The 21,791-nt window shown below is 64.1% G+C and carries 20 protein-coding genes; 11 read left to right on the forward strand and 9 right to left on the reverse strand.

Annotation, left to right across the window (positions count from 1 at the left end):
- Window positions 1-13: 13 nt before the first annotated feature.
- The 3 genes from JQ616_RS14925 (at window position 14) to purB (ending at window position 3,616) form a co-directional block, all read left to right on the forward strand.
- Window positions 14-841, forward strand: a complete 828-nt coding sequence (locus tag JQ616_RS14925; protein ID WP_212015456.1) for an isocitrate lyase/PEP mutase family protein — start codon at window positions 14-16, stop codon at window positions 839-841.
- 252 nt (window positions 842-1,093) lie between these two features.
- Entirely contained in the window at window positions 1,094-1,984 is an 891-nt protein-coding gene (locus JQ616_RS14930; RefSeq protein WP_212015457.1) for a hypothetical protein, read from the forward strand.
- Between the two features lie 201 nt (window positions 1,985-2,185).
- Window positions 2,186-3,616: an adenylosuccinate lyase gene (gene purB / locus JQ616_RS14935; protein WP_249136794.1), complete on the forward strand. Its 1,431-nt coding sequence runs from the start codon at window positions 2,186-2,188 to the stop codon at window positions 3,614-3,616.
- A 49-nt stretch (window positions 3,617-3,665) separates the two neighbouring features.
- Here purB and cynS read toward each other — a convergent pair whose 3' ends face one another.
- From cynS to JQ616_RS14955, 4 genes are all read right to left on the reverse strand, one after another.
- The gene (gene cynS, locus JQ616_RS14940) at window positions 3,666-4,154 is read right to left on the reverse strand and encodes a cyanase (protein ID WP_212015459.1); all 489 of its coding nucleotides are present in this window, start codon (window positions 4,152-4,154) and stop codon (window positions 3,666-3,668) included.
- A 101-nt stretch (window positions 4,155-4,255) separates the two neighbouring features.
- Window positions 4,256-5,134 carry a sulfurtransferase gene (locus tag JQ616_RS14945; RefSeq protein WP_212015461.1) on the reverse strand — a complete coding sequence of 293 codons (879 nt, stop codon included), beginning with the start codon at window positions 5,132-5,134 and terminating at the stop codon, window positions 4,256-4,258.
- A 69-nt stretch (window positions 5,135-5,203) separates the two neighbouring features.
- Window positions 5,204-6,331, reverse strand: coding sequence for an acyl-CoA dehydrogenase family protein (locus tag JQ616_RS14950; RefSeq protein ID WP_212015463.1), 1,128 nt, complete (start codon window positions 6,329-6,331; stop codon window positions 5,204-5,206).
- Between the two features lie 36 nt (window positions 6,332-6,367).
- Entirely contained in the window at window positions 6,368-6,910 is a 543-nt protein-coding gene (locus JQ616_RS14955; RefSeq protein ID WP_212015465.1) for an OsmC family protein, read from the reverse strand.
- Window positions 6,911-7,177: 267 nt separating this feature from the next.
- Between JQ616_RS14955 and JQ616_RS14960 the strand changes: the two genes are divergently transcribed.
- Window positions 7,178-7,840 carry a TetR/AcrR family transcriptional regulator gene (locus tag JQ616_RS14960; protein WP_212015467.1) on the forward strand — a complete coding sequence of 221 codons (663 nt, stop codon included), beginning with the start codon at window positions 7,178-7,180 and terminating at the stop codon, window positions 7,838-7,840.
- On the opposite strand, the gene JQ616_RS14965 is transcribed toward JQ616_RS14960, so the two are convergent.
- Window positions 7,837-8,871 (reverse strand): DUF21 domain-containing protein, encoded by a 1,035-nt coding sequence (locus JQ616_RS14965; RefSeq protein WP_212015469.1) that lies wholly within the window; start codon window positions 8,869-8,871, stop codon window positions 7,837-7,839. The genes JQ616_RS14960 and JQ616_RS14965 overlap by 4 nt on opposite strands.
- A 184-nt stretch (window positions 8,872-9,055) precedes the next feature.
- Between JQ616_RS14965 and JQ616_RS14970 the strand changes: the two genes are divergently transcribed.
- Window positions 9,056-10,273 (forward strand): GGDEF domain-containing protein, encoded by a 1,218-nt coding sequence (locus tag JQ616_RS14970; RefSeq protein WP_212015471.1) that lies wholly within the window; start codon window positions 9,056-9,058, stop codon window positions 10,271-10,273.
- Window positions 10,274-10,278: 5 nt separating this feature from the next.
- Here JQ616_RS14970 and JQ616_RS14975 read toward each other — a convergent pair whose 3' ends face one another.
- The gene (locus tag JQ616_RS14975) at window positions 10,279-11,007 is read right to left on the reverse strand and encodes an SDR family oxidoreductase (protein ID WP_212015473.1); all 729 of its coding nucleotides are present in this window, start codon (window positions 11,005-11,007) and stop codon (window positions 10,279-10,281) included.
- 92 nt (window positions 11,008-11,099) lie between these two features.
- Window positions 11,100-11,990 (reverse strand): LysR family transcriptional regulator, encoded by an 891-nt coding sequence (locus JQ616_RS14980; RefSeq protein ID WP_212015475.1) that lies wholly within the window; start codon window positions 11,988-11,990, stop codon window positions 11,100-11,102.
- Between the two features lie 92 nt (window positions 11,991-12,082).
- Here JQ616_RS14980 and JQ616_RS14985 point away from each other — a divergent pair, with 92 nt between their 5' ends.
- The 3 genes from JQ616_RS14985 to JQ616_RS14995 all read left to right on the forward strand — a co-directional run bounded on the left by JQ616_RS14985 (window position 12,083) and on the right by JQ616_RS14995 (window position 14,236).
- Window positions 12,083-12,538: a PACE efflux transporter gene (locus tag JQ616_RS14985; RefSeq protein WP_212016312.1), complete on the forward strand. Its 456-nt coding sequence runs from the start codon at window positions 12,083-12,085 to the stop codon at window positions 12,536-12,538.
- A 231-nt stretch (window positions 12,539-12,769) separates the two neighbouring features.
- A complete protein-coding gene (locus JQ616_RS14990; protein ID WP_212015478.1) occupies window positions 12,770-13,996 on the forward strand; it encodes an ABC transporter substrate-binding protein in 1,227 nt (408 codons plus the stop codon).
- 90 nt (window positions 13,997-14,086) lie between these two features.
- Window positions 14,087-14,236: a hypothetical protein gene (locus JQ616_RS14995; RefSeq protein WP_212015480.1), complete on the forward strand. Its 150-nt coding sequence runs from the start codon at window positions 14,087-14,089 to the stop codon at window positions 14,234-14,236.
- A gap of 94 nt (window positions 14,237-14,330) precedes the next feature.
- Here the strand turns inward: JQ616_RS14995 and JQ616_RS15000 are convergent, their stop codons facing one another.
- Window positions 14,331-16,064, reverse strand: a complete 1,734-nt coding sequence (locus JQ616_RS15000) for a serine hydrolase (RefSeq protein ID WP_212015482.1) — start codon at window positions 16,062-16,064, stop codon at window positions 14,331-14,333.
- A 526-nt stretch (window positions 16,065-16,590) separates the two neighbouring features.
- Window positions 16,591-17,790 carry a TrmJ/YjtD family RNA methyltransferase gene (locus JQ616_RS15005; RefSeq protein WP_212015483.1) on the reverse strand — a complete coding sequence of 400 codons (1,200 nt, stop codon included), beginning with the start codon at window positions 17,788-17,790 and terminating at the stop codon, window positions 16,591-16,593.
- A 333-nt stretch (window positions 17,791-18,123) separates the two neighbouring features.
- Between JQ616_RS15005 and JQ616_RS15010 the strand changes: the two genes are divergently transcribed.
- From JQ616_RS15010 to JQ616_RS15020, 3 genes are all read left to right on the forward strand, one after another.
- Window positions 18,124-19,851, forward strand: coding sequence for an alpha/beta hydrolase family protein (locus JQ616_RS15010; protein ID WP_249136797.1), 1,728 nt, complete (start codon window positions 18,124-18,126; stop codon window positions 19,849-19,851).
- A 172-nt stretch (window positions 19,852-20,023) separates the two neighbouring features.
- Window positions 20,024-21,238 (forward strand): NADP-dependent isocitrate dehydrogenase, encoded by a 1,215-nt coding sequence (locus JQ616_RS15015; RefSeq protein ID WP_212015484.1) that lies wholly within the window; start codon window positions 20,024-20,026, stop codon window positions 21,236-21,238.
- 36 nt (window positions 21,239-21,274) lie between these two features.
- Window positions 21,275-21,775, forward strand: a complete 501-nt coding sequence (locus JQ616_RS15020; protein WP_212015485.1) for a DUF3455 domain-containing protein — start codon at window positions 21,275-21,277, stop codon at window positions 21,773-21,775.
- Window positions 21,776-21,791 lie beyond the last annotated feature (16 nt).

The raw sequence follows: 21,791 nt of genomic DNA on the forward strand, positions 1-21,791 counted from the left end.
ATCAGGAGTTCACATGCGCACCCAGGCGGACAAGGCAGCACGGTTTCGCGAGCTGCATCAGCGGCCCGGCGCCTTCATCATTCCAAATCCGTGGGATGCCGGAACGGCGAAGCTGCTGGCGGCGATGGGGTTCGAGGCGCTCGCGACGACGAGCCTCGGCCTCGCCAACACGCTCGGGCAGTCCGCCGTCAGCCTCGATGCCATCATCGACAATTGCCGGGTGATATCAGAGGCCACCGACCTGCCGGTCAACGCCGACCTGGAGAATTGCGGCGCCGACGATCCCGAGACCGCGGCGAAGGCGATCGCGCGTGCCGCCGAGGCCGGCGTGGTCGGCGGCTCGATCGAGGATTCGACCGGCAATCGCGAGCATCCGATCTACGATTTCTCGCTCGCGGTCGAGCGGGTGCAGGCCGCCGTCGAGGCAGCACGGTCCCTGCCCTTCCCGTTCACGCTGACGGCGCGGGCGGAAAACTTTCTCTGGGGACGCAAGGACCTCGACGACACCATCAAGCGGCTGCAGGCGTTCGAGGCCGCCGGCGCCGACGTGCTGTATTCGCCGGGCCTCTACGACCTCGGCACCATCAAGACCGTGGTCTCCGCATTGAAGCGGCCGTTCAACCTCGTGATGGGCTTTGCCGACCCGACCCTGACGCTCGAGCAGCTGTCGGCCGCCGGCGTCAAGCGCATCAGCGTCGGCGGCGCGATGGAGCGCCACGCGCTCGCTGCCTTCCTACGCTGCGCCCGCGAAATGAAGGATCAGGGCTCCTTCGGCTTCGTGCGCGACATGGCACCGGTCAAGGATGTGCGTGACGCGTTTACTGCCGCAAAGAGCGAATAGGGAGCGGCGAACAGCGAATGGGGAAAGCATCCATTCGCTGTTCGCCATTCACCCGCTTCTCAGTCTGCGCATCAAAACCCGGTGCCTTCCCTCTTGGGCGAGTGAACTGCCTCACACAACCCTTGTGTGAATCGGGCGTAGAAGACTACGCTCGCACGCGCACGTTCAAATCCAATCGAGTCCGTCCCGCGCACGTCGATCCCCGCACCGATCATCAGAGGCGGCGTCTCGTCGCCATGGAGGATTTTCAGAATGCCGAGCTGGCTGTTTTCCTTCCACAAGGCCGTTGGAAATAATCTGATGTTCTTTTCGAACGTCTTCAACGGTCAGGCCTGGGGCGGCGACGTTCCGGTGCCGGGCAACACCTGGATCAGCAACACACCCGCCGCCGTCGTGTACAACGCCAACCTGTACGTGTTCTATCCGCTCTACCAGGCCCTCTATTACAGGGTCTATGACGGCGAGGTGTGGACCGCGGCAGCCCAGGTGCCTGGCACCGCCGGCGTGAACGCAGGAATTGCCGCCGCTGTGTATGGCGGCCTGATCTATCTGATCTATTCAAATCCCGGCAGCACGGACTTGATGTACAAGACGTATGACGGGACGGACTTCGCGTCGGAGGTCAACGCCTCCGGCACCAACCACCTCAACTCCGTCGCCTACCAGAATGTGGACACGCCGGCCGCCGTCGTGCTTGGCGATACGCTCTACGTGTTCGGCCGTGGCCCCGGCTCCAGCGAACCCGGCAATGTGAACCGCTTCTGGTACGCGACCTTCGACCGCAGCACCTGGCGCAGCAATCCGGTTGCCGGCACGGAAGGCATCAGCAACGGCCCGGGCGCCGCGCCGTACAAGAATCTGATCTACCTGTTCTTCAACGACCCCAGCGGGCTCTTCTTTTTCAAGAGGTTCGACGGCAACGAAGGCTGGGGAGCGGACCGCCAGGTCCCCGACACGCCGGGCAATTTCGGCAATGCCGCGCCGGTGGTGTTCAACGATACGCTGTACATCCTGCACCAGGGACCCAACGGCCAGTTCCTATACAAGACGACCGACGGCGAGGACAACTGGACGGCCGACGTCGCCGTGTCGAACAGCGCGGGCATCAGTTGCGGACCGGCTGCCGTGGCGTTGACGCTCTAAGGCCGCTGGGCGGCAATCAACTGCCCAGTCCCCGACCGGCATTGCGACCAGCGCCGCCCCGGATCGCCTGAGGCGGCGCTTTGGAGAATCTGGTATGGTGGGGCCAGCACCGCAAGTCCGACCAAGGCGCTATCAGACCTGACGATTCATGACAGCTCGCGACTTGCGGCCAGCCTCAGGCAATGCCAAGAGAGCGGGATCATGTCCCAAGATCACATTTCCAACGTCCTCGCCGAACGTTACGCCTCACCCGCCATGCGCGCCATCTGGAGCGGCGAAGGCAAGGTGCGCCTCGAACGCGACTACTGGATCGCCGTGCTGAAGGGCCAGCGCGATCTCGGCATTCCGGTTCCGGATGGCGTGATCGAAAGCTACGAGCGGGTCAAGGACCAGATCAACCTCAAGTCCATCATGCAGCGCGAGCGGATCACCCGCCACGACGTCAAGGCGCGGATCGAGGAGTTCTGCGATCTGGCCGGGCACGAGCACCTGCACAAGGGCATGACCAGCCGCGACCTCACCGAGAACGTCGAGCAGCTCCAGGTCTACCGCGCCATGCAGTTGGTCGAGACCAAGAGCATCGCCGCGCTCATCCGGTTTGCGAAGCGCGCGAAGCAATTGCGCGACATCCCGTTCACCGCCCGCACTCACAACGTGGCCGCACAGGTCACGACGCTCGGCAAGCGCATCGCCATGTCCGGCGAGGAGATGCTGATTGCGCATCAGAGCCTGGCCAACGTGCTGCAGACCTATCCCGCGCGCGGCCTGAAGGGCGCGGTGGGCACCCGTCTCGACCAGATCACCCTGTTCAACGGCGATGCCGGCAAGGCGCGCGCGCTGGAGCAGCGCATCCTGGTTCATCTCGGCTTGCCGAAGGCGCTCGATGCCGTCGGCCAGGTCTATCCGCGCAGCCTCGACTTCCGCGCGGTCAGCGTGCTCACCGAGCTCGCCAGCGGTCCCGGCAATTTCGCCAAGACCATCCGCCTGATGGCGGGCCACGAACTCGCCAGCGAAGGTTTTGCCAAGGGCCAGGTCGGCTCTTCGGCGATGCCGCACAAGATGAACAGCCGCTCCTGCGAGCGCATCAACGGCCTGCATGTGATCCTGAAGGGCTATCTCGCGATGGCCGCAGGGCTCGCCGGCGATCAGTGGAACGAAGGCGACGTCTCCTGCTCCGTGGTCCGCCGCGTCATGCTGCCCGACGCCTTCCTCGCCATGGACGGCCTGCTCGAAACCCTGCTCACCGTGCTCGACCAGATGGAGGTGTTCGAAGCCGTCGTCGCGACCGAGCTGAACCGCTATCTGCCCTTCCTGCTGACCACCACGGTGATGATGGAAGCGGTCAAGAAGGGCGCCGGCCGCGAAGGCGCGCATGAGGCGATCAAGGAGCATGCCGTCGCGGCCATCGGCGACCTGCGCACCGGCAAGATCGTGCAGAACGACCTGCTGCAACGTCTCGCCGCCGATCAACGTCTCGGCTTGAGCGCAGCCGAGCTGCAGGCCGTGCTCGACCAGGGCCGCGCCAACTCCGGCGACGCCGCCGCGCAGGTGGATTTCTTCGCCGAGCAAGTCGAGGCGCTGGCCAAGGCCAAGCCGGAAGCCGCGAGCTACACGCCGGGCACGATCCTGTAGCCTTGGCGAAACACCGAGGGGCGCGCGGCGTGGAACGCTCGCGCCCTTCTCACTCCTCCTTGAAGCCGTATTCCGGCACGTTGCCGCTGGCGCCGTAATATTTGTACGGCAGGAACTTGCCGCTCATGGTGATCTTGACGCGATCGCCCTTCGGATTGGCAACGCGTTCCATCGCCATGTCGAAGTCGATCGCCGACATGATGCCGTCGCCGAACTCTTCCTCGATCAGCGCCTTCCACGCCGGCCCGTTGACCATCACCATCTCGTAGAATCGATAGATCAAGGGATCGGTCGGCGGCATCGGCGTGCCGGTGCCGCGCATCGGCACCTCGTTGAGCATCGCGATCTCGGCCTTCGATAGCCCGAACAGCTCGCCGGCATTCGCCGCCTGCGGTTTTGTCAATTTCATCTGGCCGAGGATCGCGCCCGTGATCAGCACTTCGGAATAGCCGCCGATCTTTTCGCAGATGTACTTCCAGCTCCAGCCTTTCTCGCGCTTGATGTCGAGCAGCTTCTCGGTGAGGTCTTCGCGTTTCATGAGGTTTCCTCCTGAAGGATCGGCGCGCAGCGCGCCGACGCCGGTATTGATCGGCGTCCGGCCGTGTCTTGCGCCACCGGACGCTCGCAATTATGCACGTTTTATGCCGCTTTGCCTGTGACGACGGCCGTGCTCGGCAAGCCCTCATCGATCGGCAGCGCGGGGTCGCGCGACCATTCGTTCCAGGAGCCGAAATACATCCGCACGTCCTTCACGCCGGCATTCTTCAGCGCCAGGAAGGTGTTCGAGGCACGCGCGCCCTTGAAGCAGTAGAGATAGACCGGCGTGGTCTGCGAGATGCCGACAGTTGCGCACTCCGCAAGGATCTCGTCCTTCGACTTGAAGCGCGGGCCTTCGCCGGTCGGCTTCATCATGCGGTACCATTCGAGCCACACCGCGCCGGGGATGCGGCCCTTGCGCGGGCAGAAGTCCTTACCGTACGGAGAAGAGCTTTCGCCGATCCACTCGTCGACATCGCGCACGTCGAGGATCGCAACGCCCGGCTTGCCGACCGCCGCCAGCATCGCCTTGGCATCGATCATGATCTCGCCGGCCTCCGGCACGATCGCAAAGCCGGCCTTGAGCGGCACGGCAACATCCGTCGTGACCGGCAGGTCCGCCGCCTTCCAGGCATCGAATCCGCCATGCAGCACCTTGATCTTGGGATAGCCCAACATCGTCAGCAGATAGTAACCGCGGCAGGACTGGCCGAAGCCGGAATTCATCGACTGCTCGTAGATCACGGCGGTCTCGTTGCCGGAGAGACCCGCCGCACCGAACGCATCGGCGAACTTGGTCTTCAGCTCGTGGATGCCCTCCGGTGTCGAGGTCGCAAGGAACGTGAAGACGTCGTGCACATTGACGGCACCGGGCAGATGGCCCGCCGCATAAGCATCCGGATTCCGCGTGTCGATGATGACACACGGTTCTTTCTTGACGAGCTCGGCAAGTTCGCCGGCGGTGATCAGAACGTCCGTCATGGCAGCCTCTCCTGTCTGTGGTTGCTAGTCTTGGTGGTCCCGAACTTGTTTGAGCATGATCTCCGCGCTTCACGCGTCTGCCAGCATCTTGCGCAGCTGCTTGGTGGCGGGCGTGACGATGGCGACGAAATAGGCCTCGCGCAGCCGCCGCTGGGCGCGGTGGCTCATCAGATAGCCGCGCGCGCCGCAATGGAGCATCGCGGCATGCGCGACCGCGACGCTGGCGTCGCCGATCCGCAGCCGCAGCGCGACGACGCGGCGCCAGTAGCTGTCATCGGCATTGTAGGGATCACGCGCCAGCGTCATCGCCTCCTTCTCGAGCTCGGCATAGAGCTCGCGGAATTGCAGCGGCTGCTGCGGCAGATAGCGGTTGACATGGCCGAGCGGCGCATGGACCTCGTCCATGATGTTGATGCAGTCCCTCATCAGCCCGAGGCCCATGCCGACTTGCAGCAGGATGAAGCCGGCGCGGATCTTCTTGACGAACGGCGCGGCCGGCTCGGCCAGGATCAATTCGTCCGGCACGAAGGCATCGCGGAACTGGACGCCGTAGGTGCCGGTGCCGTCCATCGCCAGGAACGGCTTGCACGGCGTCAGCGTGATCGCCGGATCGGCGCAGTCGGCGAGGAACATCACCGTCCGCCCCTGCTCGCTCGTGCCGTCGTCATCCTCGCGCTCGAAGATCGTGCCGAAGTAATGGTCGGGTCCGAGGTTCGACACCCAGGGCAACGCGCCGCGCACGATGTAACCGCCGTCGACCTTGCGGCCCTTCAGCTTCAGCCGCTCGATGCCGAAGAAGCTCTTCATCGGGTTGGAGAGCCCGGTGCCGCCGAGCCGGCGCCCGCTGGAAAAGCAATCGCCGAACCGGGTGGCGAGCTTCATGTTGGTCGAGTTCGCCGCGTACCAGACCAGCGTGTTCTGGCACCAGGCCATGAAGGCGGTGGCGCCGCAGACCTCGCCGATCGCCGCCATCGACTGGATGGCGCAGCGCAGGTCGGCGGGGCCCTCCTGCGGCACGTGGCTGTTCCACGCACCGACCTCGCCGAGCCGGCGCAGGAATTCGGCGGGATAGACCGAGCCGGCATCGATCGCGGATGCGAGCGGCGTCAGCTCCTGGCGGGCGAGGCGTGCGACCTCGTCCGCAATCGTCGGTGCGGGATCTTGAGCTGCGACCCGCGATAAAGCCAGTGAACCCATGGATGGTCTCCGCACCTTGAATTGCCGGTTCAGCGACTACGCGCTGACCTCGAGATTGACGGGGCGGGTGAAGGTGTTGGCGACCGGCGACCACTTCTTCACATGCGCCACCAGCGCATCGATTTCGGCCTGCGGAACGCCCTCGCAATCCATGTCGACCTTGACGCGCACATCGGTGAAGCCGACCGGCTTCTCGCTGACGTCGCCGGTGCCCCACACCGCCGTGATGTTGAGGTCGCCCTCGAGCTCCAGCTCGAGCTTGTTGACGATCCAGCCGCGATGCACCGCGTTGGCGTGCAGGCCGACCGCAAGGCAGGAGCCGAGCGCGGCGAGCGAGGCTTCGGAGGGATTGGGCGCGGTGTCGTCGCCGAGCAGGCCCGGCGGCTCGTCGACGATGTAGGGCGCGAGGTTGCGGATGTAGTTGGCATGGCGGAACTTGCCCTCGGCCACCGTCTTGCACTTCAAGGTCTTGATCACCTTCGGATTGGCCTTGCCGTTGGCAATGAGCTGCTCGAGCCCGCCTTTGTCGATCGGCGCGAGGCAGCCGGTCAGAGCGGTTTTTTGAGCGACAGCGGTCATCAGTTTTCTCCCTGGGAGCGATGGAAATGGTCAGGATACCGAACGGTCTGTTTCCTGCACGAAGCGTGCCAGTCCCCCGCCAAATCAAAAGGTGAAATTGCGCAGGCGCTTAAGCGCGCCTGCCTGCGGATTGATCAGCGCCGGTCTGCTCAATCGCCAAGCAAATGCTGCGCGGCAGCGATTATTTTCGGCGCAAGACTGCGCACATCACCGCCCCCGTGAAGATGCGGCTTGATGATTTTGCCGCGCTCCGATTTACTGCCGCGCATGGCCAAATCGCTCACGAAGAAAAAACCTGCCGCTGCGTTCGCCGCCGGCGACGATGAATCCGCGCGCGGGCGCCTGCTCAACGCGGCCACGCATCTGTTCTGCAAGAACGGCATCAACGCCACCGGCATCGATGCGATCATCGACGAGGCCGGAACCGCCAAGACCACGCTCTACAAATTGTTCGGCTCGAAGACCAATCTGGTGCACGCCGTGCTGGAGAGCGAAGGCAAGCAGTGGCGCGAATGGTTCATCGGCGCGATCGAGGCCGGCGGCGGCGATCCGCAGACCAAGCTTGCGCGGATCTTCCCTGCCCTGAAGACATGGTTCGCCGAGGAGCGCTTCTACGGCTGCCCCTTCATCAATGCGGTCGCCGAGCACGACAAGGACGCCAAGCAGTTCCGCAATATCGCGCTGAAGCACAAGAAGGTGGTGCTGGCGCATATCGAGAAGCTCGCCGGCGAGATGGGCGCGACGGAGCCGGCCGTGCTGGCGCACCAGCTCGCGCTGCTGATCGACGGCGCCATCGTCGCCGCCATGGTGTCGTGCGATCCCGCTGTCGCCGACACCGCGGGCCTCGCCGCTGGCAATCTGTTCGCGCCGGCGAAAGCAAAGAAGCCGAAGCGCGCAGCGACCACCGCGGAGCAACTTGTCGCCGTCTAGGCCGCCGTTCGCTTCTCCACGGTCGCGATCCCGCGCAGCAGCCGCCCGAGCAGGTCCGAGCCGGTGATGATGCGCTTCTGGGCGCCCCACACCAGGATCAGGTCGTGTTCGATCACGTCGTCGCCTGGCGTCTCCGGCACGACCTTCATCAGCCCGATCACATCGCCGAGCCGCGCCTTGGCGTCGCGCACGATGATCGGCCGGTGCCAATAGGCGGTCGGATCGCTCTCGAGCTGGTTGAACAGCGCATCGCGCAGAAAGTGATGGGCGTCGAGCACGAACACCGGCTCGCCGGCGAGATCGGTCACGATCACCCATTTCATCCCCGACGCATCGATCCGGCGCAGGAACGGATCGTCGGGGACGCGGTCGAATTTCGGCAGCACGCAGCGCTGATTCGCGAGCGGCAGGCTCAGGATGCTGTCGGGATCGATCAGTTCGCCCTCGTCGCAGACCGAGATGTCGTCGAGGTCGAGGAAGTTCTGCGCACCGGTCGCCTCCACCCTGCTGATGTCGCCGCCGGCGATCACGTGGCGGGCGATCATCTGCCGGATATCCTGCTCGCGCAGATAGGTGATGCCTTCCGATCCGAGCCACCAGTCGAGCACCATCGCGGTCGGCTTCGCCAGCGGAAACAGCACGACGCGATAGAAATTCAGAAACGGCAGGAACCGTGCGGTCATCGCCAGCGCGTTGCGCGAGAAATAGGCCTGCGGGAAGATCTCGCCCAGCAGCGTGATGGCAAAGGCCGAGAACACGAAGGCGCCGATACCGGCCAGCACCGAATCCGACAACAGCGTCAGCAGCACGTTGGTGGTGACATTGCCCCAGATGATGGTGGCAAGGATCTGGTTCGAACTCTTGCGCAGCTCCAGCACCCGCATTGCATTGGCGTTGCCGCTGTCCGCCTCGATCTGCAGCCGCAGCAGGCTGAGGCTGAACACCGCAAGATTGAGACCGGAGAACAGCGCCGACTGCGCAATGCAGGCGGCAATCCCGATCCAGGTCGGGATGATCCCAAGAGTGGTCATAGCGCCCGCCTCGCCGTTGCGATTTTCCGGGCGCCATCACAGTCGAGCGAGGTGACACCCGAATGACCGCCTGTTGACCCCGGATTTACGGCTCGTCAATCACGTTGCGTGGATCGGAGCCCGCCTTAGAGACCTGTTAGGGCCGGTCAGGTTTCTTGCCAGCCGAAAGTACGAGGCAAGAACAATGCAGTCCGAAAAAGGACGATACAGCCAGCCGCGCTGGGGCGTGACGCGCTGGCTCGCCGACGCCGGACCGGGTGTACCGGACGACATCCGCACGGCGCTGATCGGAGACCTTTACGGCTCGCTGCCGGTGTTCGCAGCCGGCGCCGTCAACACGGTCGCGGTGGCCGCCGCGATCGCGATCCGCGAGCCGACTGCACCCTTCATCACCTGGGTTATCCTCGAAGTCGTGATCTGCCTGTCGCGATTGGCGGTGCTGGTGACCGCGCATCGCGCGGCGCGCGAGCGGCGGCCGACGCCGACCGATCTGCACCTCGTGCTGGCGGTCGCCTGGAGCGCCAGTGTCGGCTTCGGTATCCTGATCAGCCTCGCAAGCGGCGACTGGGTGGTTGCGATGCTGGCCTCGCTGTCGGCGGCAGCGATGGTCGGCGGCATTTGCTTCCGCAATTTCAGCGCGCCACGGCTGGCCGGAACCATGATCCTGCTCAGCCTCGGCCCGATCGTGCCCGGTGCGGCGCTTGCCGGCGAGCCTCTGCTGTTCATCGTCTTCCTGCAGGTGCCGCTCTATCTCACGGCGATGACGGTTGCGGCCTTCCGCCTCAACAAGATGCTGATCGCAACCATGCGCGCCGAGCGCGAGAACGGCCATCTTGCCCATCACGATACCCTGACCGGCCTGCGCAATCGCGCTGGTTTCGTCGCCGCGCTGAACGCCAAGCTCGCAGCCCCGGCCGGAAACGGCGCGCCGTTCGCGCTGCTGTTCTTCGACCTCGATAATTTCAAGCCGGTCAATGACACCTACGGGCACGCGGCCGGCGACCAGGTGCTGATGCTGGCGGCCGAACGGCTGCGGCGCGCTTTGCCTGAGACCGACGTGATCGCGCGGCTCGGCGGCGACGAGTTCGTGGTGCTGGCAAACGGCGTCAGCGCCGAGCAGGCGCTTGCGGTCGGCCAACGCGTCATCCAGGCGGTCACCATGCCCTACCGGCTGGCCGACGGCACTCTTGCAAAGGTCGGCGTCAGTGTCGGCGTCGCTGTGTCGCCCGAGCATGGCACTGAGGCCGAGGAGCTATTGGCGGTCGCCGATGCCGCGCTCTATGAGGCCAAATCCGCCGGCAAGGCCCAGTGCCGCCTGGCCTCCGCCACCACCAATGTCGCGGCGCTGCGCCGGCTGACCAAACAGGCGCCCGCGCCTGCTCTCGATCGCGGCGCCGCCTGAGGTCCTTACAGATCGAAATTCGTCGGCAACATCACGACGTCGCGGATGGTCATGCCGCGCGGCCGGGTCAGCATGAACATCACGACCTCGGCGACTTCGTTCGTTTCCAGCAGGCTGCCCGCCGCCTTGGCCTCGGCAAGCTTCTCCGCCGGCCAGTCGGCGAGCAGCGCGCTGATCACGGGCCCCGGCGAGATCGAACCGACGCGGATGCCGTGCTTGAACACCTGGCGCCGCACCGTCTGCACGAAGCAGTTGATCGCCCATTTCGACGACGCATAGACCGGCTCCCACGGCGTCGGGAAATGCGCGGCGAGCGAGCTGGTCACGATGATGTCGCCGGTCCCGCGCGCGATCATGTGCGGCAGCACGTCGTGTACGTTCTTCATCACGACATTGACGTTGAGGTTCAGCATCCGGTCGATCGCATTGGTATCCGCCTCGACGAGGTCGCCGCCGACATAGATGCCGGCATTGGCGTGCAGGATGTCGAGCTGGCCGGCCCTTTCGAGCACCTGCGGCAGCAGGCTCGCGCAGGCCCTGGGGTCGAGCAGGTCGATCACCAGCGGGATCACCGCATCGCCATGCTTGGCGACGAGCGCTTGCAGCGCGGCCGCGTCGCGGTCGACCATCACCACGCGCGCGCCGGCCGCCAGCATCGCCTCGCTGCTCGCAAGCCCGATGCCCGATGCTGCCCCGGTCACCGCCGCGACCTTGCCTTCCAATTGCTTCGCCATCGTCTCCACCCTGTCAGTCCGTGCGTGACGCATCGCAACACATCACGGCCGCGATGTCAGCTCACCATGCGCTGAGCGACGCGCCTGTCCTGTCACATGCGCAGCATCGGCGGCCGCGTGGCGAAACGGCGGCGCAGCCATTTTGCCGCCGGCCCGGCCGGCCTCTGCTTGTGCCAGACCACTTCGAGCGCGACCGGATGCGCGCCCTCGTCGAACTCCAGTTCGGGAATCGCCAACTCCCCGGCCACCTGCGAACTTGCCACGATGTGGGCCGGGATCAGCGCCCAGCCAACGCCATGCTTGAGGATCTGCAGGATCACCCAATGGCTCTCGACCCACCACACCTCGGCTGCGACACGCAACCTGTGCCGCTCGGTGCCTTCGTTGCGCACCGTGACCATGATCTGGCGATGCCGCTTCAGCTCCTCCCAATCCACCCGGCCATTCGCCAGCGGATGGTTCTTGCCGCAGACCAGTTGCAGCGGCACCCAGCCGATGGTCTTGAAGCCGAGTTCGGGTGGCAGCTGCTCTTGCCGCCACATCACGCCAACATCCGCCTTGCCGTCGAGCACGAGGCGGCTGACGTCCTCCATGATCGGAAACAGCAGCTCCAGCTCGACATGGGGAAAGCGCCCCGCGAATTCCGCAAACAGCTCGCCAACGGCGCTCTCCGGATAGAGTTCGTCGATCGCCACCACCAACCGCTTCTCGACATGGGCCTCGAAACTGCTGGCAACGCCGATCAGATGCTCGCGGCGATCGAGGATCAGTTTCGCTTCCGGCAACAGCCGCGCCCCCGCTTCGGTCAGCACCGGGTTGCGACCGGCGCGGTCGAACAGCGCAATGCCGAGGTCTGTTTCCAGATTGGCGACGTGCGTGCTGACCGCCGACTGCGCTTTCTTCAAGAGCCGCGCGGCACCGGAGAACGAGCCCTGCTCGGCAGCCGCCACGAAGGATTCGAGCTGCTCCATGGAGACGGTCATCTATCTCTTTTCCAGATATTATCTAACTTTGTACTGGCACAATATCAGATAGAAACCCGGTCACAACGACAAGAAAGGGTTTTGTTATGTCCATGCGTTCCTTCTCCGACCGGATCAGGCACGCAGTCCTGTTCGAACTGATCGGAATCGCCATCTTCACGCCGGCAGCCGCCTGGCTGTTCAATCAGACGGTCGCCCATATGGGCGTCATCGGCGTCGTCTCGGCGACGGTGGCGACGGTCTGGAACCTGCTGTTCAATCTCGGCTTCGACCATGCGCTGGTCCGCCTCACCGGCCGCGTCGCCAAGACGATGCCGATCCGCGTCGCGCACGCGATGCTGTTCGAGGCTGGCCTGATCGTGCTGCTGATCCCGTTCGTCGCCTGGTATCTCGGCGTCTCGCTGTGGGCCGCGCTGATGATGGATATCTCGATCGTCGCGTTCTATCTGGTCTACGCGTTCGTGTTCAACATCGCCTACGATCGGGTGTTTCCGCTGCGCGAGTTGAAGACGAACGGCCGCGCGGCAACCCGCGCCCTGCCGGCCTGATCGATCTCGACACGCGGCGCGGTGGATCGCCTGATCCGCCGCGCCGCATCCCGACACCGCGCCAATATTCCTGATGGTAGCGACTGCGCACAAGTTCCGCCGCGCCACGCTCTTAAACTGATTTGATCGAGCTCAAGCACCATGGAATGCTCTGAGCCGACATGCCCGTCAGAGGCTGCCAAAACGGCCAACAATGCCAAACGGCCAACAAGAAGAAGCGGAGGAATAAGAATGACAAGGAACCGTTCACCCCAGCTCACCCGCCGTCATCTCATCAAGGGCGCCACTGCCACGTCAGCCGCGCTGCTGCTCGGCAGGCCCGCGATTGCCAAGGGCAAGACCGAGATCGTGATCGGCAACATCGACGCCTATTCCGGACCGGCTGCGGTCTATTCGTCGATCGGCCGCACGCCCGGCGGCTATTTCAAGATGATCAACGAGCAAGGCGGCATCAACGGCCGCATGATCAAGTACATCACCTATGACGACGCCTACAGCCCGGCCAAGACGGTGGAACAGGCACGCAAGCTGGTCGAGAGCGACGAGATCGACGTGCTGTTCGCGCCGCTCGGCGCGCCCACCAATGCCGCGATCATGAAGTATATGAACCAGAAGAAGGTCCCGCACCTCTTCATCGCCTCGGGCGCCACCAAGTTCGGCGACTACAAGAATTTCCCGTACACGATGGGTTTCCAGCCCTGCTACCAGATCGAGGGCCGCGCCTTCGCGCAGCACGTCCTGTCGACACAGAACGATCCGAAGATCGGCATCGTCTACCAGAACGACGATTTCGGACGCGACGTGCTGAAGGGTTTCAAGGACGGCCTCGGCGCCAAGACCTCCGCAATCGTGGCGGAGCTGTCCTATGAGACATCAGACCCGACCATCGACAGCCAGGTGGTCCGCTGCAAATCCGCCGGCGCCAACGTGTTCATGAGCATGACCACGCCGAAATTCGCCGCCCAAGGCATCAAGAAGATCGCCGAGCTCGGCTGGCAACCGGCACATTACATCGGCAACAACGCCTCCTCCGCCGGCTCGACGCTGAAGGCCGCGGGCTTCGACGTCTCCAAGGGCATCATTTCGAGCGCCTATCTGAAGGATCCCGTCGATGCCGCCTGGGACAGCGATCCCGCCATCCAGAAATGGCGCGCCTTCCTCGACAAATACGATCCGGCGGCCGCCAAGAACGACATCTACGCGGTCACCGGCTATCTCACCAGCCAGATCCTGGTTCAGGTGCTCAAGCAGTGCGGCGACGACGTCTCGTCCGAAAGCATCATCAAGCAGGCGGCAAACCTCAAGAACGTCGAATCCGACATGCTGCTGCCGGGCATCAAGATCAACACCTCGTCGACCGACTACTATCCGCTCGAACAGTTGCAACTGACGCGTTTCAGTGGCGAACGCTACGAGCCGCTGGGGCCCGTGATCGACGGCGGCATCTCGAAGGCGTGATCGTCCGGGTTCGTGCTTCGTCAGTCGCGGACATCAGCTGCCGCTGGTCTGGTATCGAGGGCACTGGGGACGTTGCGCTCGAACGAAGGAGTGCGTGACGAGGTGTTCAAGCTCAATCTCATCATCGGTTTCATGATACTAGCAGCACTCGTCTACGGCGTGCTTCAGGCCTACGGGCTGCTTCCCGAGGGGGCAGTTCAGCTGTTTCCGCAACGTGGTGGCGCGCCTGCCGGTGAATGATGGCGATTGTCTGCTTGTGGCCGACGACCGGACGTCGTGGCGCCAGCGGCCAAGCACGCGCTTCCCGCTCGCATTCCGGGCAGCGCATCCCTGATCATTGCGACGACTTCGAACCGATCGGATCGAGCGAGATCTTGTCGAACCTCAGCCGCTTGACGCGGCCGTCATCGATCGACAGTGCATTGCACTTGCCATCGTCTGCGCAAACGAACTTCAGATTGCCGATCGGAAAGCCCGTCGTGAACGCGTCAGTCCCGACCGGCTGCAGATCGAGCTCTCCTCGCGGATAGTGCACCATCAGCGCGTTCTCGCGAACGAACACCTGGTAGATGACGCCGAGTTCTGCGCTGTAATAGTGGCCCTCGTACGCCTTGAGCCGGTCTGCCGCAGGCTTGGTGATGGTGATCCGCTTCAGAGGATGATTGGCGCCGTTCTGGTGCAGAACTGCGTTCTGGGCCGTTCCGCCCTGCGCGACTTCGTCGAAGACGACTTCGGCGGGAACCACCCTCAGGCGGAAAGCGGTATTGGACACCGCGTACATTGGAAACGATGGCTGGCCGGTCGCGCGCGTGACCAGATGGTCATTGTCCTTGGTGATGGAAATGATGAACCCCGGTCTGAGTTCGTAATCGCCAACATAGGCGTCAAGGATCTTGGGATCGACGGCGACTTCCGGCTTGTCTTCAAGGGTCGGCTTGTCAGGCGCAGGCTTGAGCAGCTCCTTGAGATAGATGTCGGCGATCCTGAATGAGAGCGCTGTGGGATTCAGGTCTCCCGCGTTTGCCAGCACCACGACGGAGAAATGCTGGTCTGGAAATCTGAGAATATTGGTCCGGTATGCGGCATCGCCGCCGGCATGCTCGACCGTCCTGAGCCCGCGATACTTTCCTATCGATAGGCCCGACGCGTAGTTGATGTCCTTGCCGTTGTTGAGCTGACCCTTCTGCTGCATCTCGGCGAGTAGCGCCAGGCCCCCAACTTCGCCGGTGTAGAAGTTCTCATCCCAGCGCGCCAGGTCGCCGACCGTTGAAAACAGGCTCGAAGGCCCGACCGTCGAATAGGTCAGCGCAATATATTGGTACTTGCCGTCCGGCTGACGCCCGTAGGAATAGGCCCGGTCCTTGACGACGATACCGTATTTGTCCTGGAAGTGAGTGTGAGACATGCCGAGAGGGTCGAAGATGTGCTCCTTCGCGAACTCGGGCAGCGTTTTACCGGACACCTGCTTCACGACCATCGCAAGCAGCGTATAGCCGCTGTTGCTATAGAGGAACTGATCGCCGGGCGCGAAGTTCAGCTCGGCTTGTTGAAACAGCAGGCGCGCGACATCATCGTCCGTGATCTCGTCGTCGAGCCGCCACCCTGCCAGCGCCAGAAGATTCCACTGGTCTCGAACGCCGCTGGTGTGATGAAGCAGCTGGCGAATCGTGATCAGCTTGCCGAAGTCGTGCAGCTTCGGAACATATTTGCGAACATCGTCGTCCAGAGACAATTTTCCGTCGTGGGCGAGGAGGTAGATCGCGAAGGCGGTGAACTGCTTGGAGACCGATGCCAGGTGGAATACGGTTGCGGGCGTGTTAGGCACGCCATGCTCCAGATTGGCTGCGCCATAACCTTGGCTGTAGATGATCTTGCCGTCTTGAAGGATGGCGATCACGGCGCCGGGAGAGTTCGGTTCGGCCCATCGGGCGAATAGCTGATCGACCGCGCGCTCCATGGTTGCATTGCTTGAGGTCGCGGAGAGCGATGGCTCCGGTTGAGCGCCGGCGACAGCAGGCGCCGAAAGACACAGCGCCGCAAAGGCGGCCGCCACAACTCTAAAAAGCATAACGGTTTCCCCAAATCACGCTGCGCAGTGCGCCGATACCGGAAAATTGGCCGTGCCGCGCGACCATGATCACGTCAGCTCACGACAGCAGAGCGGATGCCGCCCGGTTTGGTCGCGATGGCAATCGAAACGCTCACGAAAACCCGCCACGCCATGGTCCTTCTTCGACCTTCGCCCTGCAAACTAGCACAAAGGCAGTTCGCGCTGCCGACCTCATCAAAATGTGAGGTGGTTTCGACAGGCGCTGAGCTGTCTCCAGAGTGACGAAACGACAATCAAGGCTCGAACAATCATGTCGCGAGAACGCGACTGTATGACTTACGGACCGCGCCACAGATTCGCTGTCGTCCCGGCGCAGGCCGGGACCCACAACCACGAGTGCCAATTGTCTTGCGACAAGAGAACGACGAGTCCTACCCGCAACACAAGCCGCGGCGCATAGCTCCCGGCCTTCGCCGGGACGACATGTGGAGAGAGCCGTACACCCGAACTCATTGTTGCCCCGCGGACGGAGCAGCTGCGCGAGCTACCGCCCCTGCTGCAGCCCCGCCTCCAGCCGCGCCAGCTCGGCGTCGAGGTCGCGCTCAATGTCGGCCACCTGCATGTCGACCACCCGGTAGTCGCGCGCCTCGAGCCAGGCGCGGCGCTTGGCGCGATCCGTGCCGATGGCCTCGCTCTCGTTCGGATTGACCAGCTCGATCGCGGTCCGGTGCACGAAGGAAACGAAGTCGGGGATGTGGCGGCCGACCGGGGTCTGGCGCTTGAAGTGGCCTGCGAAGCGGCGGTCCCGGGTCAAGGCCTGCCACAGGATCCGTTCGGCGTCGGTCGGGTTGCGGCGGAGCAGCCGGGCGAGCCCGCGTACCGTGCTGGAGTTGTCGGCGGTCGCGCCGCCGCCGCCCTGCTCGGCAAGCAGCGCGCGGAGCCTTGTCGCCTGGGCGCCGTCGAGCACGCCGCCCTTGGCCGGGCCCTTGCGGCCCTCGGCGATCGCCATCACCACGCCGTGCAGCGTGTGCATGTCCTGCTTGGTCGGATCCATCCGGGTGAAGATGTTGCGCAGGTTGACCAGCATGGTGTCGCGCTTCTCGGCCGGCCGCAGGAACTCGACCTTGTCGAGCTCGGCGACGAGGTTGTCGAAGAACGCCTGCATCTGGTGCTGGGAGGCCGGCTCGGACCGCTCGGGCATCGCGAACGGCAGCGCGCCGGCGGTCGAGAGCTTGAACCATTCGTACCCCATCAGGAGCACCGCCTGCGCCAGGTTGAGCGAGGCGAAGCCCGGGTTGACCGGAAAGGTGATGATGCGGTTGGCGAGCGCGACCTCGTCATTGGTCAGGCCGGAACGTTCCCGCCCGAACAGGATGCCGGCGCCGCCGCCGGATGCGACATGGCTGACGATCTCGCGGGCCGCGCCCTCGGGCCCGACCACCGGCTTGGCCTGGTCGTGGGCGCGCGCGGTGGTCGCAAACACCAGCGTGAGGTCGGCGATCGCCTGCTCGACGGTGTCGAACAGCTCGACGGAGCCGATGATGTGGTCGGCACCGGCGGCGGCGCGCTCGGCGGCAATGTTCGGCCAGCCGTCGCGCGGGTTGACGATGCGCATCCTCGTCAGCGCGAAATTGCCCATCGCGCGCGCGGCCATGCCGATGTTCTCGCCAAGCTGCGGCTCGACCAGGATGACGACGGGACCGGCAAGGTCGTGCCCTGCCTTGGTCTTGTCGGTGCCGGACATCTCACTTCACTTTCTGATTCAACATCTGAAGATTTTGAATCAGCTTCCGAAGCGGCTGATTCAAAGTCTCATCGAGGGGCCCGCAACCAGCTTTGCACCGGTTTTGCGCGGGACCAATTTCTCCAAGCAGATAACAGGGTTAGCGGCGATTGCGAATCCTCAATCGGAATCCCGATCGCACAATGCGAAGGCCGCCGCTTGCGCGCGCTTCGCCTTCGGATAGGCTATCAACCACAACCAAAGCGAAGCTGTAAAGGCACGCTTGAGACGCCGATTGAACGGCGGGGCACTTGGTCAAAGCACTTGGGTCGCGAAGCACTTGGGGGGACGACGATGCGGGGCAGATGGACGCTGGCCGTTGTGGGCTTGATCTTGATCGTGGCGGGGGGCCTGCTCGCCCACTTCACACAGACTGCGGGCGGCATCCGGATCGAGGATGTCAGGTTCAAGGGCGCCAAGGGCAACACCATGAGCGCCCTGCTCTACGTCCCGGCGAATGCCACGCCGCAGATCCCGGCGCCGGGCATCCTGGCGGTCCACGGTTACATCAATTCGCGCGAGACCCAGGACGGCTTCGCCATCGAGTTCGCCCGCCGCGGCTATGTCGTGCTGGCGCTCGACCAGACCGGCCACGGCTACAGCGACCCGCCGTCCTTCGCCAACGGCTTCGGCGGACCTGACGGCCTCGCCTATCTCCGCAGCCTGCCTTTCGTCGACAAGGACAATATCGGGCTCGAGGGCCATTCGATGGGCGGCTGGACCGTGCTGGCGGCAGCCGCCGCGATGCCCAACGACTACAAGTCGATGGTGCTGGAAGGCTCGTCCACCGGCAAGCCTTTCGCCGCCGAGGGCACCGCGAGCTGGCCGCGCAACACCGCACTGGTGTTCGCGCAGTATGAGGAATTCTCCACCCTGATGTGGGGCGTCGACCTCGCCCGCGACGTCACCAAGAGCCCGAAGCTTTGGGCGCTGTTCGGCACCCAGGGTGCGGTCGAGCCGAGCAAAGTCTATGGCGATCCGGCCGCCGGCACCGCAAGGGTGCTGTACACGCCGGCGATGACCCATCCGGCCGAACACATCTCGCATGAAGCGATCGGTTACAGCCTCGACTGGTTCGCCAAGACCTTGAAGGGCGGCACGCCGCGCCCGGTCGATGACCAGATCTGGTTCCGCAAGGAGATCGGCACGCTCATCGCCCTCATCGGTTTCGTCGCGCTTGTAATCGGGACGTTCGACGGGCTGCTGGAAGCACCGGCGTTCTCCCGGCTGCGGCTGCCGGCGGTGGCGGACGGCACCATGCCGCCGCACGAGGCTGCGAGCGGCCGGCGCTGGACCGCGGCCTTCATCCTATCAGCCTTCATCCCGGCGCTGACCTACTACCCGGCCTTTGCGCTGGGCGGCACCTTCGTGACCCCGAGTGCATTCCTGCCGCAGGGCATCACCAACCAGATCCTGGTCTGGGCTATCATCAACCTCCTGATCACGCTGGCCCTGATGCGGTTCGCGCCGAAGCGGACCAGCCGGGCCGGCCTCGTCGGTCAATCCATCGTGATCGCGCTGGCGTCGGTTGCGGTGGGTTACGCCGTGCTGTGGCTTGCCAACCTCGCCTTCAAGATCGACTTCCGGTTCTGGATCGTCGCACTCAAGTTGATGAGCGCGAAGCAATTCCTCATCTTCCTGATCTATCTGATTCCGTTCACGGCGTTTTTCGTCGTGGCGCTGCACGTGCTGCACCGGAATTTCTCGACCATGGATGCGCCGCGCGGGGCGCTCTACCTCACCAACATCCTGGCGCTGACGCTCGGTTTCATCGTGTTGCTGGTGCTGCAATACGGCACGCTGTGGCTGACCGGAAAGCTGTTCAACCCGATCCCCGACCCCGGTTTCGTGCCGCTCTCGACCATCGTCGCGATCCAGTTCGTGCCGCTGCTGGCGATCGTGGCCGTGATCGCGACCTTCACCTGGCGGCGGACCGGATCGAGCCTGCCGGGGGCCCTGATCGCGGGCCTGTTCGTGACCTGGTACATCGTGGCCGGGACCGCGACCCAGGTCCCGTTTTAGAGGGGTTCAGTTGAGGAAAACCCGTCCCGGAGATGGCGGTTCTCGGTGAAAAGATGGGCTGAAAGTGCATAACCGGTGCGCTTCCGCCCGTCCCCGGGCGGTGCTATAGCGCAGGCGTATTTTCCACCCCCCGCCGTCAAAAGCGCGCCGTTCCCAAGAGGGCCTCCCCGTCATGGCAAAAATCAAGGTATCCAACCCCGTCGTCGAGCTCGATGGCGACGAGATGACCCGGATCATCTGGCAGTACATCAAGGACAAGCTGATCAACCCGTTCCTGGATGTCGAACTGCTCTATTTCGATCTGGGCATGGAATACCGCGATGAGACCAATGACCAGGTGACCATCGACGCCGCCGAAGCCATCAAGAAGGTCGGCGTCGGCGTCAAATGCGCCACCATCACCCCCGACGAGGCCCGGGTGAAGGAGTTCGGCCTGAAGCAGATGTGGAAGTCGCCGAACGGCACCATCCGCAACATCCTCGGCGGCGTGATCTTCCGCGAGCCGATCATCTGCAAGAACGTGCCGCGCCTGGTTCCCGGCTGGACCAAGCCGATCATCATCGGCCGCCACGCCTATGGCGACCAGTACCGCGCCACCGACATCAAATTCCCGGGCAAGGGCACGCTGTCGCTGAAGTTCGTCGGCGAGGACGGCACCGTGATCGAGCGCGAAGTGTTCAAGGCGCCCGGCGCCGGCGTCGCGATGGAGATGTACAATCTCGACGACTCCATCATCGATTTCGCCCGCGCTTCGCTGAACTACGGCCTGCTGCGCAACTACCCGGTCTATCTCTCGACCAAGAACACCATCCTCAAGGTCTATGACGGCCGCTTCAAGGACATCTTCCAGGACATCTACGACCGCGAGTTCAAGAAGGAATTCGAGGCCAAGGGCCTGACCTATGAGCACCGCCTGATCGACGACATGGTCGCTTCGGCGCTGAAGTGGTCCGGCGGCTATGTCTGGGCCTGTAAGAACTATGACGGCGACGTGCAGTCCGACACCGTGGCCCAGGGCTACGGCTCGCTCGGCCTGATGACCTCGGTGCTGCTCACCCCGGACGGCAAGACGGTGGAAGCCGAAGCCGCCCACGGCACCGTGACCCGCCACTATCGCGAGCACCAGAAGGGCAAGGAGACCTCGACCAACTCGATCGCGTCGATCTTCGCCTGGACCCGTGGCCTCGCCCACCGCGCCAAGCTCGACAACAATCCGGAGCTGGCGAAGTTCGCCACCACCCTGGAGAAGGTCTGCGTCGCGACCGTCGAGGACGGCTACATGACCAAGGACCTCGCGCTGCTGGTCGGCGCCGACCAGCGCTGGCTCTCCACCACCGGCTTCCTCGACAAGGTTGCCGAGAACCTCGGCAAGGCGATGGCGGCCTAAGGCCGCCGTTTCCGGACACAGCAGCGAGCGCATATCATGGCCCTTGTCAGAGCCGTTGCGCTCGCATCTTTCCTGCTCACCGGGTCGGCGGCACTCGCCGCCGATCCCCTGCCCGACGCCGTCGCGGCGCCGGCTGAGTCTCCCGTCCTGTCGGTCCATGCCGAAGGCGTCCAGGTCTATGAGTGCAAGCCGGTCACCGACGGCAAGCTCGCCTGGTCGTTCCGCGAGCCGGTCGCGACCCTGATCGCCGATGGCCGCACCGTCGGCCGGCACTATGCGGGTCCGAATTGGGAGCATGTCGACGGCAGCGCCGTGACTGCCCGCACTGCCGGCAGCGCGCCGGGCACCACCGCCGCCGATATTCCCTGGCTGAAACTCGAGGTGATCGCCCACCGCGGCAATGGCCTGCTCTCCAGCGTCGCCACCGTGCAGCGGATCAACACCTCGGGCGGCGAGCTCAGCGGCGCCTGCGACAAGGCCGGCCTGCTGAAGAGCGCGGCGTATTCGGCGGATTACGTCTTCCTGCGCCGCGACTAGGCCAAAGCGTTTTCGA

This window comes from Bradyrhizobium tropiciagri (assembly GCF_018130545.1).
Taxonomy (GTDB): Bacteria; Pseudomonadota; Alphaproteobacteria; order Rhizobiales; family Xanthobacteraceae; genus Bradyrhizobium; species Bradyrhizobium tropiciagri_A.